This is a genomic window from Streptomyces caeruleatus (assembly GCF_001514235.1).
GTDB classification, from domain to species: Bacteria; Actinomycetota; Actinomycetes; order Streptomycetales; family Streptomycetaceae; genus Streptomyces; species Streptomyces caeruleatus.
The window spans coordinates 131,733-146,449 of sequence record NZ_KQ948937.1 but is presented as its reverse complement, the minus strand read 5'-3'; the positions used below and the strand labels follow the sequence as shown (position 1 = coordinate 146,449).

At 71.5% G+C, this 14,717-nt stretch carries 13 protein-coding genes; 11 read left to right on the top strand and 2 right to left on the bottom strand.

Annotated features, from left to right (window positions below):
- Nucleotides 1–20 precede the first annotated feature (20 nt).
- From AQJ67_RS34845 to AQJ67_RS34835, 3 genes are read left to right on the top strand one after another with little or no spacing between them, the layout of a single operon-like run.
- A complete protein-coding gene (locus AQJ67_RS34845) occupies nt 21–1,262 on the top strand; it encodes an ABC transporter substrate-binding protein (RefSeq protein WP_062723341.1) in 1,242 nt (413 codons plus the stop codon).
- On the top strand, nt 1,259–2,239 hold the full coding sequence (locus AQJ67_RS34840; RefSeq protein WP_244190675.1) for a carbohydrate ABC transporter permease: 981 nt from the start codon (nt 1,259–1,261) through the stop codon (nt 2,237–2,239). The genes AQJ67_RS34845 and AQJ67_RS34840 overlap by 4 nt, the downstream gene beginning before the upstream one ends.
- The gene (locus tag AQJ67_RS34835; RefSeq protein WP_062723340.1) at nt 2,236–3,063 is read left to right on the top strand and encodes a carbohydrate ABC transporter permease; all 828 of its coding nucleotides are present in this window, start codon (nt 2,236–2,238) and stop codon (nt 3,061–3,063) included. The genes AQJ67_RS34840 and AQJ67_RS34835 overlap by 4 nt, the downstream gene beginning before the upstream one ends.
- A 22-nt stretch (nt 3,064–3,085) precedes the next feature.
- On the opposite strand, the gene AQJ67_RS34830 is transcribed toward AQJ67_RS34835, so the two are convergent.
- A complete protein-coding gene (locus AQJ67_RS34830) occupies nt 3,086–4,558 on the bottom strand; it encodes a Tat pathway signal sequence domain protein (RefSeq protein ID WP_425264199.1) in 1,473 nt (490 codons plus the stop codon).
- 107 nt (nt 4,559–4,665) lie between these two features.
- Nucleotides 4,666–5,874 (bottom strand): GNAT family N-acetyltransferase, encoded by a 1,209-nt coding sequence (locus tag AQJ67_RS34825; protein WP_062723339.1) that lies wholly within the window; start codon nt 5,872–5,874, stop codon nt 4,666–4,668.
- Nucleotides 5,875–6,171: 297 nt separating this feature from the next.
- Here AQJ67_RS34825 and AQJ67_RS34820 point away from each other — a divergent pair, with 297 nt between their 5' ends.
- The 8 genes from AQJ67_RS34820 to AQJ67_RS34785 all read left to right on the top strand — a co-directional run.
- On the top strand, nt 6,172–6,933 hold the full coding sequence (locus AQJ67_RS34820) for a 4'-phosphopantetheinyl transferase family protein (RefSeq protein ID WP_062723338.1): 762 nt from the start codon (nt 6,172–6,174) through the stop codon (nt 6,931–6,933).
- A gap of 625 nt (nt 6,934–7,558) precedes the next feature.
- Nucleotides 7,559–8,305, top strand: a complete 747-nt coding sequence (locus tag AQJ67_RS47160) for a thioesterase II family protein (protein WP_062723337.1) — start codon at nt 7,559–7,561, stop codon at nt 8,303–8,305.
- 198 nt (nt 8,306–8,503) lie between these two features.
- On the top strand, nt 8,504–9,070 hold the full coding sequence (locus tag AQJ67_RS34810) for a DedA family protein (RefSeq protein WP_062723336.1): 567 nt from the start codon (nt 8,504–8,506) through the stop codon (nt 9,068–9,070).
- A 119-nt stretch (nt 9,071–9,189) separates the two neighbouring features.
- Nucleotides 9,190–9,513, top strand: coding sequence for an ArsR/SmtB family transcription factor (locus AQJ67_RS34805; protein ID WP_062723335.1), 324 nt, complete (start codon nt 9,190–9,192; stop codon nt 9,511–9,513).
- A complete protein-coding gene (locus tag AQJ67_RS34800) occupies nt 9,510–9,779 on the top strand; it encodes a hypothetical protein (protein ID WP_062723334.1) in 270 nt (89 codons plus the stop codon). The genes AQJ67_RS34805 and AQJ67_RS34800 overlap by 4 nt, the downstream gene beginning before the upstream one ends.
- A 159-nt stretch (nt 9,780–9,938) precedes the next feature.
- Entirely contained in the window at nt 9,939–12,245 is a 2,307-nt protein-coding gene (locus AQJ67_RS34795; RefSeq protein ID WP_079056345.1) for an MMPL family transporter, read from the top strand.
- Between the two features lie 189 nt (nt 12,246–12,434).
- Nucleotides 12,435–12,653: an MbtH family protein gene (locus AQJ67_RS34790; RefSeq protein ID WP_062723403.1), complete on the top strand. Its 219-nt coding sequence runs from the start codon at nt 12,435–12,437 to the stop codon at nt 12,651–12,653.
- A gap of 96 nt (nt 12,654–12,749) precedes the next feature.
- A partial coding sequence (locus AQJ67_RS34785; RefSeq protein WP_159058886.1) for a condensation domain-containing protein occupies nt 12,750–14,717 on the top strand: 1,968 nt, incomplete at its 3' end.

Sequence of the window (14,717 nt, the reverse complement as noted above, 5' to 3'; positions counted from 1 at the left end):
GAGCACCCCGGGAGGGGAGCATGTCGTACCCGGTCGACCGCCGCCGGTTCCTGCGTACTGTCGGCGCGGGCGCCGCCGCCCTCTCCGGCGGCGCGGCGCTGGCCTCGTGCGGCGGCTCCGACGAGCCGAGCACGACCACCCTCACCTGGTGGGACTACTTCACGCTGGACAACTTCCAGCCCGGCATGACCCGGCTGATCAAGGACATCGAGGCCGGAGTGCCGGACGTACGGATCGAGCGGCGGACCTTTCCGTTCGCGGAGCTGGAGCGGCAGATCACCCTGGGCGCGATCTCCGGTGACCTGCCCGACATCGCGATCGTCGACAACGTCTCCATGAACACCCTCGGCGGCAGCGATCTGCTCGCCGACCTCACCGACCGGGTCGAAGAGTGGGGCCAGGCCGACCAGTACTACAAGGGCCCCTGGGACGGCTGCCAGGTCGACGGCAGGACGCTCGGCATCCCCAACCAGAGCAACTGCCTGGCCCTGTACTACAACACCCGGATGCTCCAGGACGCCGGCGTGAAACCGCCCACCACCTGGGCCGAGCTGGCCTCCACCGCCGAGCGGCTGACCCGGGGGGAGCGGTACGGCCTCGCGCTGAGCGCGATCCGGACCGAGGAGGGCGTCTTCCAGTTCCTGCCGTTCCTGTGGCAGGCGGGCGGTGACCTGGACACCTTCGCCACGTACGGCGCCACCGCCCTGTCGTTCCTGGACGACCTGGTCGCCAAGGGCTCCCTGTCCGAGCAGTGCGTGGGCTGGACCCAGCAGGACGTCAACACCCGGTTCCTCAACCAGCGTGCGGCGATGCAGATCAACGGCCCCTGGCAGATCCCCACGCTGAAGGAGGCCGACTTCGACTGGGCGGTCGTCGCCCTGCCCCGCGACAAGGAGGCGGCCACCTGTCTGGGCGGGGAGAACTGGGTGCTGACGGCGAGCAGCAAGCATCTGGACAAGGCGTGGGAGGTGCTGGAGTACACCCAGCGCCCGTCGGTGCTGACGCCGTACCTCGTCTCCTTCGGCAACCTGCCCGCCCGCAAGGACCTCGCCGACCGGGGCGCCTGGGCCTCGGACCCGGCGCTGCGGCTCTTCCTGAGCCAGCTGCCCCTGGCCCGGCCACGCCAGTACGGCCCGCACTACGCCGACGCCTCGCAGGCCGTCGCGGAGGCGGAGCAGGCCGTACTGACCGGGACGGCGGCGGCTTCGGCCGCGGCACGGACGGCGGCCGGGAAGATCGACAAGGCGCTGGGCGAGCGGTGAGAGGGCGCCAGGCCCTCGCGCTGGAGCTCCGCCGCAGAAGGGGCGGCCGCACGCCGGCCGACCCCGGTCCGGTGCGCGGCCCCTCCGCACACCGCCGACGCGCCGGCTACCTCTTCTGCCTCCCGGGCCTGGCCTTCCTCGCCCTGTTCCTGGCCTACCCGCTGTTCTACAACGTCTGGACCTCCGTGCACGACGTCCGGCTGAGCGGCCTGCTCGGCGGGGCCGCACGCTTCAACGGCCTCGACAACTACCGGGTGGTCCTCGACGATGCGGCGTTCTGGCACTCCGTGCGCCTGTCGCTGCTGTTCACCCTGGGCTCGCTGGTCTGCCAGTTCACCCTCGGCTTCGCCCTGGCCCTGCTCTTCGCCCGTCCGTTCCCGCTGAACGGCCTTCTGCGCGCCCTGCTCCTGGTGGCCTGGCTGCTGCCGCCCATCGTCAGCGGCACCCTCTTTCGCTGGCTGCTGGACGCGGAGTCCGGCGCGTACAACGCGCTGCTGCGGGCCGTCGGCCTGGACGCCCTCGACCACGACTGGCTGACCGACCCGTCCACCTCGCTGGCCGGTGTGATCCTCGCCAACATCTGGGTCGGCGTGCCCTTCAACATGCTGCTGCTCCTGGTCGGCCTGCACACCATCGACCCCGAGCTCCACGAGGCCGCGGCCCTCGACGGAGCGAACGCCTGGCAGCGGCTGCGCCGCATCACCCTGCCCCTGATGCGCCCGGTCTGCGTGACGGTCCTCCTCCTCGGCCTGCTCTACACCTTCAAGGTCTTCGACCTGATCTTCGTGATGACGGGCGGCGGCCCGGTCGACGCCACGCGCGTGCTGTCCCTCTACGTCTACGAGGTCTTCTTCCGCTTCTTCCGGTTCGGCGAGGGCGCGGCCGCCGGGCTGCTGCTGCTCGTCGTCCCGCTGCTCACGGGTGTCTTCTACGTACGCCGACTGCGGCGCGAGGACGCGGTGGGAGGTTCCACGTGAAACCTCCCCGCCACCCGTGGCTGCTCACGGCGGTCGCCACGGTGATCACCGCGGCCTTCCTGCTGCCGGTGTACTGGATGGCCAAGACCAGCCTGACCCGCCCGGACCGCATCCTCGCCCCGACCCCGCAGTGGCTGCCCGCCCCGCTGACCGCCGAGAACTACCGGACGGCCCTGGACTACGCGGGCCTGACCCGGGCCCTGCTCAACAGCCTGGTGATCTCCAGCGGCGTGGTGGCCCTCACCCTGGTCCTCGGCGTCCCGCTCGCGTACGCGCTCGCCCGCGTCCGGCTGCGCGGCTCGGGCGCGATGGTGCTGGCCCTGCTGGTCGCCCAACTGCCGCCCGCCATCGTGCTGGCGGCACCCCTGTTCATCCTGGAGCGCCGGGCCGGTCTCGACGACAGCTACCTCGGCCTGATCGCCGCGGACACGACCCTCACCCTGCCCTTCGCCGTGATCGTGCTGCGCCCGGTGCTGCGGTCCTTCCCGCCGGAGCTGGAGGAGGCCGCACTGGTCGACGGCTGCGGGCTGCCCGGCGTGCTGCTGCGGGTCGTCCTGCCCGTCATGGCGCCGAGCCTGGTCGCCACGGCCGGGCTGTGCTTCCTGATCGGCTGGGGTGAGTTCCTGTTCGGCCTCACGCTGGCCGAGGGCCCGGACGTCCAGCCGGTCACCGTGCTGCTGAACGCGTTCGTCGGGCAGCACGGCACGGCGTGGGGCGCCCTGATGGCCACCGCCACGCTCATCAGCGTCCCGGTGGTCTGTGTGTTCGCCCTCTTCCAGCGGTTCATCGTGGGCGGACTGACGGCGGGCAGCGGGCGCGGGTGAGGCGCCGTCGCCGGCCGGTGCCTCAGCCCCGCAGCGGGTTGGCGCGCACGGCCGCCATCAGGTACCAGGCGGTCGCCCCTAGGTGCCGGTAGGGGTAATAGCCGAACCCGAACCCGAACCCGGTGTCGAGCGGGCTGCTGGCCGACACGACCCCGGACCGCTCGGGCAGCGCCCGTCCGCCGACGGTCTGACCGCCCCCGAGCAGATCCTGGGCCCGCTCGACGGAGCCGAGGAGCCGCCCCGCCAGCGCCTCGTCCCCGCGCCCGTGCCGCTCCCGCAGGGCGAGCGCGAGATGAGCCGTCCCCTCGAACCAGACGCCGTTGCGGTCGGGCTTGGGCTGCGACTCGGCGATCGGGGCGTCCTCGTTCGCGACGAGTCCGGCCGAGCTGAAGGTGACACCCTCGTACGACTGCCCCGCGGGGACCGTGCTGTTGCGCCGCTCGGCGTGGTCGAGGACGGCCAGCTCGCGCGCGGCCCAGTCCAGCGAGCGGGCGTGGTCGCGGGAGCCGAGGGCCAGGTAGGTCCAGGTCTGGGTGTCGGCGGGGATCGGCGACCTGTTGACGCTCACCCCGTCGTTGGTCCCGGTGTAGAAGAAGCCGCCGTCCGCCTCCCACACCTTCTCCAGGAACGCCCGGGCCCGCGCACGCCGCTCCAGCCAGACCCGGTCCCCCGTCAGCCGGGCCAGCCGCCCGAACAGGCAGACGAGGTCGGTGTTGTGCTCGGTGGAGGTGAAGGGCAGCTTCTGATCGGCCCCGTCGACCCCGAACTTGTATCCGCCGAGCGGTTCGTCGGTACGCCCGTTGCGCTCGATCCACTCCCCGATCCGCACGGCCCCGGCGAGGAACCGCCGCTCCCCGGTCCGCCCGGCGAGCGCGCTCAGCGCGATCCCGGCCCAGGCCATGTCCCCCACGGCCGTCCCCGTGAACCCGAACTGCGTCCCCACGTTGGCGGTGCCGTCCGCCCGTACGAACCCGTCCGGCTGGAGCGAGCCGTCGTAGAAGGTGTACGGCCCGACGTTGTACGCCTGCCGCAGCCGGCCGTCGTCATGCGCCGGGTCGTGCTCCTGCGCGTACAGCAGCGCGTCCCCGAGCGCCACGGCCCGAGCCCGCCCGTCGGAGGTGCGGGCGGCGAGGTGGGCGAGGATCGCGAGGGCGTTGTCGTAGGTGAAGGCGGTGCTGAACAGGCCGGCCTGGTCGGCGTAGCTCTGCGCGAGGCGGACGGGGCCGTGGTCGGGGTAGGCGTCCATGGCGGCGGCGAGGAAGGCGTGGCCGCGGCGCTGGGCGGAGGCCGCGCGCGGGTGACCGGCACCCGCCCCGGCCGTTCCGGCGTGCGCCGACCCCACCCCGGCCGCGGCGAGCACCGCGGCACCGAGCCCGGCACCGAGCCCGGCCCCGAGAAGCCCACGGCGACTGACCGCCGGGCCTCGTCCTCGACCCGGTCCGTCGGTCACACGGTTCACGCGATTCACGTGATTCACGCCGGTCATGCCGTTCATGGGTCTCCCTCGCCGGGCCTTGAGAGCGCTCTCACAAATGCGGAGTCATTCTGCTGGGCGGGGCGGGGTGGGTCAACGTCCGTGCGGTGTCGTGCGGTTGACCCGCGTCAGAACGTCGTTCCGCAGAACGCGGCCCTGTCCGTGCCGAAGACGCGGTCCGCGTTCGGCAGGGCCTTGGTGTCGGTCACCCTCAGCAGGCCGATGGAGGCCAGGGTCGTGAAGCTCGTGCCGCCGAGGTAGGCCATCGCCAACGCGTCGACGTTCAGGGAGAGCTGGGGCCGGTCCGACGTACGTTCCACGCCGTCGGGCCCGATCCGCAGGCTTCCGGAGTTGGCGGGCAGGAGGTCGTCGGTGATCTCCAGGACGAAGGGGTCGCCGTCGCGGTAGGAGCGTGCGCCGAGTGCCTTGGGCACGTCGACCAGGCGTAGCCACAGGTCGTCGTTGACGGAATGGGTGCGGCAGGCCCTCCAGTCCACCAGCATTCCCTCCACCAGTTCGTCGGCCGGCCGGCGCCGTGCGCACACCTCCTCGACGAGGTCCACGCCCAGCAGGAAGCGCCACAGGCCCGCGACGGCCTCCGGGTTCGCCGCGTGGAAGTCCGTGACCATCAGGGTGACCCGGGCACCGGAGTCCCCGCCGCGCATCGCCTGGTACACGGCGAAGCCGTCGTCACCGTCCGGCCCGGAGTGCACCGCGACCACGGCGCCCTTGCCCGAGTGCACCAGCGGCTCCCACTTGGCCTTCCACCAGCCGGCGGAACGCTCGATCACGCCGGGCCGGTAGGGGCCGAGCCGCTCGTACAGCCGGGGCAGCAGGCCGACGGACGTCTCGCCGTCGACCAGCCGCACCTCGCCGCCGGCGGGCACCTCGGGCCGCAGCCGGGCCTCGTGCGGGTACAGCCGTACCGCGCGGGTGGTGCTGCCGACCCCGTGGCCGAAGCGGCCGTAGATCGTCGCCTCGCTCACCCGGCTGCCGACCACGGGGAAGCCCTGCGCCACGGCCAGGTCCAGGCTCTCGCGCTCCAGCCGGGTGAAGATCCCGCGCCGGGTGCGGTCGGCGCGCACGGCGATTCCGGTCGCGGCGGCCATGGGCACGGTCGATCCGCCGGGCAGCGCGAGTCGTGAGCGCAGGAGAAAGGTCGTGCCGACCAGGTCACCGCCGAGGAACGCGCCCAGTGCCAGTCCGGGCTCGTGGAGGTCCTGCGCGTACGCCCATTCGCGGTCGGAGATGGGGGAGGTGTGGTGGGCCGCTCTCGCCAGGTCCTGCCCGGCTCGATGGTCCGACTGCGCGAGAACCCGGACTTCGGCGTCGGCCATGAGCCGCCTCCCTGGTGTGTGACCCTGCTCCGTATGTGTCGCCGCGCCGCCTGGGATGGCGGTCCGCGGAACTCTCCGGCCGCCCGCTATACGGCCTCTATACGCGCAGCCCTCCCCTCTCGCCCGCGCCCCGTCCCCGGCCGTATAGCCCGGGTATAGCCGCGCCGCGCAGAGTGAAGGACGCCGTTACCGCGGGGCGTCGCGGCATGGACGGGACGGTCGCCGCGGACACTGGTTTCCACTCCCCTCTCTTCCTGGAGTCGGCCGTGCACCTCCGTCGAGCAAAGTGACCGGACTATGAATGACACCCGCGGCCGTCTCGCCGTGACCGGCGCGGTCCACATCTGGCACGGCCGGGTACGGGACGAACTCGCCCCGGGCGACCTCGCCCTTCTCGACGACGAGGAACTCCGCCTCGCGCGCGGCAGACGCCCTCCGCACCAGGCCCACTACGCGGGCGTGCACGCCCTGCTGCGGCGCCTGCTCGCGGACCACTACCTCGGCGGGCCGCCCGGCGCGATCCGGTTCGGCCGGCACATCTGCCCGGCCTGCGGGGACCGGAGCCATGGCCGGCCCCGGATCGCCCGGCCCGCCACCGGTCTTGAGTTCAGCCTCTCGCGGTCGGGCCCGCACTGGGCCCTGGCCGTCACCGCCGCGGGAAGCGTGGGCATCGACCTCGAGAGCAGGCGGGACTTCGCCGCGGAGGGCGTGTCCGAGCTGGCGTTGTCCGACCCCGAGCTCGCCCGGATGCGGGCGTTGGAGCGCGAGGACGACCGACGGGAGTTCTTCCTGCGCTCCTGGACGCGGAAGGAAGCCGTACTGAAGGCCGTCGGCATCGGCATCGTCACCGACCTGCGCGGGCTGGACGTCCTGCCCGACGACACGGGTTCGGCGCTCGTCGAGCATGCCGGGCCCGGCTCTCGCGACCGATGGCTGGTCGAGGAGGTGGACCTGGGCCCGGACCTGGTCGCCGCGCTGGCCCGGGGGGCGGGGCGCGGCGCCGGCCCCGTCCTCCTGCGCGCCGTCGGCGAGGTGCGGGAGGGGACGGTCACCGCATGACCCTCGGCCCACCCGTCGCGGCAGCGGCCCGCACCGGCCCCGTCGGCCATCGCAAGGAGCACCGCGCCGAGCCGCGCGCGCATCTCCCGGACCGGGGCGCACCGTTGGCGGCGCGCGGGGTGGCGCCCAGGGAATGCCGGAGGCCCGGCACCCGTACGGCCGCCTCGGCGACGGCACCGCGGCCGGCAGCAGCGATCACCTCCTCGGTCCCGGCACCCCGCAGACCACCACCGCCGGGCCGCGACGCCGGCACGATCCAGACGACGGTGCGCAGGGCTGGGGGGTGTCGTCTGGATCAGGTCGGCTGCAGGAAACAGGGCGGCCCGGCGGGCCCGAGAGGGTGGCGTGCCACGCCCCGCGACGCCGACATGATCCAACCGACGGGCCCTCGGGGCCACGCCCGGCGCTGCGGCGGGGCGGCCGTCGAGCGGCATGGTGTGGCGGAGCTGCCGGGCAGGCCCACGGCACCCGCACCGCGCGACGGGCAGAACCCGGCACCGCCGGCCCCGGTCCGCGGGCCCGCCAGTCCGTCGGCCCGCCGGAGGTGCACGGCCTGCCGGTCGCGCGGGCGGAAGAACAGGTCGTACGGCGCGAGGGCCGTACTCGAGTGGGGCAGGAGCGCACGATGACGACGGTGTCCCCGTTCCGGCGATTCCAGCCGCGTCCCCGGGCGCGGACGCGGCTGTACTGCTTCCCGCACGCGGGGGGAGCGGCGAGCACCTTTCACGGCTGGCCGGGGCTGCTCCCGGAGACGGTCGAGCTGGTCGCCGTCCAGTACCCGGGGCGGCAGGACCGCTACCAGGACCCCATGCCCGACTCGATACCGGAGTTGGCCGAGGAGATCGTCCGGCGCATCGAGGCGCCCTTCGACCGTCCCACGGCGTTCTTCGGGCACAGCATGGGGGCGATGGTGGCCTTCGAGACGGCCCGCCGGCTCCAGCCGCGCTTCCCTTCCCCGCTGGCAGCGTTGTTCGTCTCCGCGTGCAAGGCGCCGGCCGAACGCGAGCCCAGAGGGCTGTCGTTCGAGGAGGACGAGCTGCGGGCCTATCTCCGTGAGCTCGGCGGGGAGGGCGCGCGGGCGTTGGAGGAGGACGAGGAGCTGTGGCAGCTCGCGTATCCGGTGCTGTCCGGGGATCTGCGGGTGATCGACAAGTACGAGTACGCCGCCGGCGCTCCGCTGACGTGCCCGCTGATCGCCCTGGGCGGTGACAGGGACCCGTCGGTCACGCCCGCCGACCTGGAGCTGTGGCGGGACTACGCCATCGGCGGCGCCGAGGTGCACGTACTGGACGGGGGCCACTTCTACTTCGACGGTTCGCTGCCCGGGCTCACCGACATCCTGGCCCGGCGGATGGGTCAACTTCCGTGTTGACGGGTCAAGTTGGGACATGGTGGCGGGTTCCGGACGGCTCCCCTGGACACCCCTGAGACGATCCGCCCGCAACCCCTAGGGGTTGACTCTCAGATTCCCCTGGTCCCACCCGGCAGCGGTTGATACGCGGCTTGGCACCTGCCAAAGTTTCTATGCAGGTGCCAGCAGGTACCGCACAGACCAAGGGAGTTGGCGGCCATGGACGGCACGCACTGGATGTACGTGCTTCTCATCCTCGTCACCATGCCGCCCATGGTGCCGAACTCCGCGTTACTGACGGGTGCGGGCACCCTGGCCGCGACGGGCGGCCTCAGCCTCGCACCCCTGGCGATCATCCTGCTGGCCAGCGCGGTCCTCGGAGATCTCGGGGTCTTCCTGATGGGCCGCAGGTCACGCGGTCGCGCGCTGCCCTGGCTGGCGCGGGACGCCCGGCGCCGCTCGACGCTGGACTGGGCGTCGCGACGGATCCAGCGGTACGGAGTGCCCTCGGTGATCGCGATGCGCTTCGTGCCCACCGGGCGGGGGATGGGCGGCCTGGCCGCCGGGATCGTGGGTTACCCGGTCCGCAAGTACCTGATCGGCGCGGGCATCGCCGAGGCCGTGTTCCTCTCCTACACCATCGGGCTCGGCTACGTGGGCGGCCGGGCCCTGCCGGAGAGCATCCCTCCGTTTCTCATCGGACCTGCGATCTCGTTACTCGTCGCGGGCAGCGTCATCGTCGCGCAGCGGGGGCTCTCGGCGCGCTCCAACAGGCCTGTCTCATGAGGGAGTTGGCGGTAGATGTGCTTGATCGGCATGACTGGAAACCCCCTCATGCACCTGCTAACGTCTCTTGGCATGTCCGGTGTGTCACTGTGAGAACCTCCTTCCACGACGGAGACGACATGGTGCACGTGTTGGCCACCCTGGCCAATCCGCACCGCCTTCGCGTCGTGGCCGCCCTGTCGCGTCGACGCAACTACGTGAGCCAGCTGGCCCGCGAGTTGGGGATCAGCCGTGCCCTGCTCCAGGCCCACCTGAGGAAGCTGGAAGCCGCCGGCCTCGTCTCGGCCCATCTCGAGATATCGAGCGACGGGAAGGCCATGAAGTTCTACGAGGTGGCTCCTTTCACCTTCGACCTCACACCGGAATCGATCGCGGCCGCAGTGCTGACGCTCAGCCCACAAGACGCCGTCCAGCCGGACAGTGAGAAAGGATCCCCGTCATGAACTCCCGAGGCTGGCAGGAAGTCATCGGAGCAGTCGGCATTTTCGGCATGGTCATCGTGATCGTCACGATCGTCGTCTGGAACATGGCGGCTACCTGGCGCGCCAGAGCCATCCTGGCCCGGGATTACGAATACCGGACGCTCGCCGAGAAGGCGAACCAGAACCAGGACGCCATCGAGCGGAAGCTGACCGACATCAACGAGCATCTCGCCGACCTTCGGACCCGCGTGCATTCGGTCGAACGCGTACTGAAGGAGATCGAGTGACGGGATGAGGGAACCGGGCCGTCAAGCGGCAACTTGACGACCCGGCAGAGAAAGAAGTGACACCTCGCCGACGGCGAGTCTTCAGCGCACCACCCCTTTCGGGAAGGACCTTAGTTCATGTCGCGCAAGCGCAAACCACCCACTACGCAGAGTGACTCAATGGTCACCGGGTCGTCGGACCGCGAGACGTCGCGGACCCGCGCGGGCGGGGACTTATCCGCGGGCAAGGGTCAGGGCGCGTTCATCGAGCGGATCGCCGGCTGGTCGATACGGCATCGCGCGCTGGCGATCGGCGGTTGGCTGGGCCTGGTCGTCGTGGCGCTGCTCGCCAGCGCCGTACTCTCCGGATCCAGTGCCAGCACGGACGATCCGGGTGAGTCCGGGGCCGTCAAGCGGGTGCTGCGCGAGCAGAAGAACTACGAGCCGATCCTGGAGAACGTCCTCATCCAGCCCCGCGAGGACGGCGGCGGGAAGTTCATGGACGACCCGGCGCTCGTCAAGGCCACCGAGGACCTGGTGGCCGAGTTCGACAAGCTGCCGGGAGCCGTCGCCGACCTGCGCACCCCGCTGAAGCCGGGCTCGGAACAGCAGATCTCCAAGGACGGCCGCTCCGGTCTGGTCACCTTCTTCGTCGCGGGCCCGAACGACAAGATGACCGCGCACTTCGACTCGGTCGTCGCGGCGGTCGACAAGGTCGCCGACCAGAACAAGGACGTACGGGTCGTCCAGGCCGGTGACGTGAGCCTGTCCCGTGCCGTCGACGACGCCGTCAAGAAGGACTTCGCCAGCGCGGAACGCACCTCGCTGCCGATCACCCTGGTGATCCTGCTCGTCGTCTTCGGCGCCCTGGTCGCGGCGGCGATCCCGCTGCTGCTGGCGGCGACCACCGTCGTGGCCACCTTCAGCCTCATCGCCGTGGTGGAGCGGTGGGTCGCGGTCAACAGCGCCGTCACCTCGATGATCCTGCTCATCGGCATCGCGGTCAGCGTCGACTACTCCCTGTTCTATCTGCGGCGCGAACGCGAGGAACGGGCCGCCGGACGCAGTGTGGCCGAGTCGCTGCACATCGCCTCCCGCACCTCGGGCCATGTCGTCATCGTCTCCGGCGTGACCGTGATCCTCTGCCTGAGCGGCCTGCTCCTCAGCGGCCTCGACGTGTTCCGCGGCCTGACGCTCGGCACCGCTCTCGTGGTGGGCCTGGCGATGATCGCCTCCGTGACCGTGCTGCCGGCCCTGCTCGCCGCCCTCGGCCATCGCGTCGACAAGGGCCGTGTCCCGTGGCTCGGCAAGCGCCGGACGACCGTGGCCGAGTCCCGCGGCTGGCAGAAGCTGGCCCGTGCCGTCGTCAACCGGCCCAAGGTGTGGGGCGGCGCCGCCGTGCTCGCGCTGCTCGTGATGGCGGCACCGGCGCTCGACATGCGCCTGCAGGACGCCGCCGTCGTCAACAGCCTGCCGCGCAGCGCGCCCACGGTCGACGCCGCGATCCGCATGCAGGAGGCCTTCCCCGGCTCCCCCACCCCCGCGAAGGTCGCGGTCTGGGGTGTCGACGGCGGGAGTTCGGACACCCCTGAGGTGAAGGCGGCCGTCGACCGGCTCCATCAGCAGATCGCCGACAGTGACGGACGGCTGGCGGGCCCGATCTCGACGGTGCGGGTCGACGACGTGCTCATGGTGCGCGTCCCGCTGGCGGGCAGCGGCACCGACGAGGTCTCCAACGAGGCGCTGGCGACCCTGCGCGACGTCGCCCTCCCGGCGACCCTCGGCAAGGTCGAGGGCATCGACTACGCCGTCGCCGGACGGACCGCGTTCGCCGAGGACTTCAAGGACCAGCTCACCTCGCGGGCGGCGCTCGTCGTCGGGTTCGTCCTCGTCCTGGCCTTCGCGCTGCTGCTGATCGTGTTTCGCTCTCTGGCCATCCCGCTGGTCTCGATCGCGCTGAACCTGCTGTCCATGGGGGCCGCGTACGGCGTGCTGACCTGGGTGTTCCAGGACGGCGCCTTCAGCTCGGTGCTCGGCTTCACCCCGTACGGAGGCGTGGCCGGCTGGCTGCCGCTGTTCATGTTCGTCGTGCTGTTCGGGCTGAGCATGGACTACCACATCTTCATCCTCAGCCGGATCCGCGAGCGGCGGCTGGCCGGAGCCACCACTCGGGAGGCCGTCGTCGGCGGTATCGCCGCCAGTGCGGGCGTCGTCACCAGCGCGGCCGTCATCATGACGGCGGTGTTCACCGTCTTCATCACCCTGTCCGCCATCGAGAACAAGATGATGGGCGTGGGCATGGCCGTGGCCATCCTCATCGACGCGACCATCGTGCGCGGTGTCCTGCTCCCCGCCGCCGTGGCCATGCTCGGCGAACGGGCCTGGACCCTGCCGGGCCGGCTGAACCGGCTGAACCGGCTGCCCGGCACGAGCGAGCCGTCGCGGCCGGCCCCCGTGGCCGCCGCCACCGGCGCGCGCACCGACTAGACCCCGGCTCCGCACCCCCGCCCGAAGCCCTCCGGCCCGGGACCCGACTTCACTCGGGTCCCGGGCCGGAGGGCTTCTTGGCCGGATAGCTCCGATATAGACGGAGTATCGGGTCGCCGAGAAAACTGATCGATCAGATATGGAATGCCCGAATGCCGTTTCATCGACGGCTTCTTGAAAGGGTCTGACATGGCTGACGAGCAGGATGACGGCCAGATCTACCGCGTCGTGATCAACGACGAGGAGCAGTATTCCATCTGGTGGGCGGACCGCGACCTGCCCTCCGGCTGGCGCGCGGAGGGAACCGAGGGAAAGCGCTCGGAATGCCTCACGCATATCGGCGAGGTGTGGACGGACATGCGCCCGCTGAGCCTGCGTCGCCGTATGGAGCAGACGGCGCAGAAATGACGCTCTCGCTGTTCCGGCACATCTAGAAAATCCCGACGGGCTATCGGAAAACCCATCGGCCACTCAATAGCGGCGGCAGCGGAAGGACTGGAACAGATGAGCGTCGGGAAGAAGAAGCCGGCAGACGTCGACGCCCTTCAGGAGAAGCTCCTCCGCAGGCGACTCGGCGGTGGGCGTCCCCGCGGCCGCCGCTCGGCCATCACCCCCGTCGACCGGGCCGGGACACTGCGGCTGTCGTTCGGACAGCAGCAGATGTGGTTCCTCAACCGGCTGGAGCCGGACAGCGCCGAGTACCTGGTGCCGCTCGCCTTCCGGGTGCGGGGCGCACTCGACACCGCGGCGCTGGAGCAGGCGTGGAGCGCGCTGACCGCACGGCACGAAGTGCTGCGCACCCGGTACGCGCTGGCCGACGGGGAACCGGCCCAGATCATCGACCCGCCCGCGGCCGTGGAGCTTCCCCTGGAGCCGGCGCGCGAGGGATCGGCCGACGAACGTGAGCGGCACGCCACGGAGTTCGTCGCCCGGATGTCGGTGATCCCCTTCGACCTGGAACACGAGTGGCCCGCACGGGCACGCCTGTTGCGGCTCGCGGACGACGACCACGTGCTGAGCGTCGTCATCCACCACATCGCGTTCGACGCCTGGTCCACCCGCGTCCTCATGACCGAACTGGGCGCCCTGTACGAGGAGTTCACGCACGGGCGGGAGCCGTCCCTGCCGGCCCTCCCCGTGCAGTACGCGGACTACGCCGCATGGCAGCGCGCGGAGGAGAGCTCCGGGGCCTACGCCCGGCACCTGGACCACTGGCGGGAGCGGCTGGCCGGGATCACCCCGCTCGACCTGCCCACCGACCTGCCCCGTCCCAGCCACCGCCGCCACGAGGGCGCGGACGTACCCTTCGCGCTGCCCGAAGGGCTCTGCGAGAAGGTCCACAAACTGGCGCAGGCGCACAACGCGACCCCGTTCGCCGTGCTGCTCCCCGCCTTCCAGGCCCTCCTCGCCCGCTACACCGGCCGGCGTGACATCCCGGTCGGCACGGTCGCCTCCGGCCGCACCCGCCCCGAGCTCCAGGGCCTCATCGGCTACGGCATCAACAACCTGGTCATGCGCGCCCGCTGGGACGGCGACCCCTCCTTCGCCGAACTGGTCGACCAGGCCCGCGAGACCCTGATCGAGGCCTACGACCACCAAGCCGTCCCCTTCGCCCGCCTCGTCGACGAGCTCCAGCCGGAACGGGACATGTCCCGCACCCCGCTGTACGACGTGGCCTTCACCCTCCATGAGCGCGGCAGCGAGGGCGCGCACCTGCCCGGCCTCGCCATCGAGCCGGTCACGGCGACTGGCGGCGTGGCCAAGTGCGACCTGGAGTTGCAGGTCAACGCCGCGGCCGACGGCACGTTCCAGGGCCAACTGGTCTACGCGACCTCGCTGTTCGAGCGGGACACCGTGCAGCGGATGATCGGGCACTTCGTCCGCTTCCTGGAGCAGGTCGCCGAGGACGAGACCCTCCGGCTGTCCCAGGTCGACATACTCGACGAGGCCGAGTACGCCCTGGCCGCCGGGGCGCCCCACGCCGTACAGCCGGTGACGCGGACGGTGCACGAGCTGTTCGAGGAACAGGCGGCCAGGACCCCGGACGCGGTCGCGGTCATCGCCGACGGCCAGTCCCTCACCTACGCCCAGCTCGACGCCCGCGCCAACCAACTCGCCCACCGGCTCCGGGAACTGGGCGCCGGCCCCGAGCGACTGGTGGGCATCTGCCTGCCCCGCGGCACCGACCTGCTCCCCACCCTGCTCGGCGTCCTCAAATCCGGCGCCGCCTACCTGCCGCTGGACCCGGCCAACCCCGCCGACCGACTCGCCTACATCCTCAACGACGCCGGCGCATCCGTCGTCGTCACCGAAACCCCACTGCTGCCGCTCGTCCAGGACGTCCACGACGGCCCACTCGTCGTCCTCGACCAGGAGAACCTCGACACCCAGCCGACCACCCCGCCGACTGCCCTGTCCGGGCCGGACAACAGCATCTACGTCATCTACACCTCAGGCTCCACCGGCCGCCCC

Excerpts from the sequence above, each read along its gene's own strand:
- AQJ67_RS34845 (WP_062723341.1), top strand. The coding sequence starts at position 21 with ATGTCGTACCCGGTCGACCGCCGCCGGTTCCTGCGTACTGTCGGCGCG.
- AQJ67_RS34830 (WP_425264199.1), bottom strand. The coding sequence starts at position 4,558 with ATGAACGGCATGACCGGCGTGAATCACGTGAATCGCGTGAACCGTGTG.
- AQJ67_RS34825 (WP_062723339.1), bottom strand. The coding sequence starts at position 5,874 with ATGGCCGACGCCGAAGTCCGGGTTCTCGCGCAGTCGGACCATCGAGCC.
- AQJ67_RS34820 (WP_062723338.1), top strand. The coding sequence starts at position 6,172 with ATGAATGACACCCGCGGCCGTCTCGCCGTGACCGGCGCGGTCCACATC.
- AQJ67_RS47160 (WP_062723337.1), top strand. The coding sequence starts at position 7,559 with ATGACGACGGTGTCCCCGTTCCGGCGATTCCAGCCGCGTCCCCGGGCG.
- AQJ67_RS34810 (WP_062723336.1), top strand. The coding sequence starts at position 8,504 with ATGGACGGCACGCACTGGATGTACGTGCTTCTCATCCTCGTCACCATG.
- AQJ67_RS34805 (WP_062723335.1), top strand. The coding sequence starts at position 9,190 with ATGGTGCACGTGTTGGCCACCCTGGCCAATCCGCACCGCCTTCGCGTC.
- AQJ67_RS34800 (WP_062723334.1), top strand. The coding sequence starts at position 9,510 with ATGAACTCCCGAGGCTGGCAGGAAGTCATCGGAGCAGTCGGCATTTTC.
- AQJ67_RS34795 (WP_079056345.1), top strand. The coding sequence starts at position 9,939 with ATGGTCACCGGGTCGTCGGACCGCGAGACGTCGCGGACCCGCGCGGGC.
- AQJ67_RS34790 (WP_062723403.1), top strand. The coding sequence starts at position 12,435 with ATGGCTGACGAGCAGGATGACGGCCAGATCTACCGCGTCGTGATCAAC.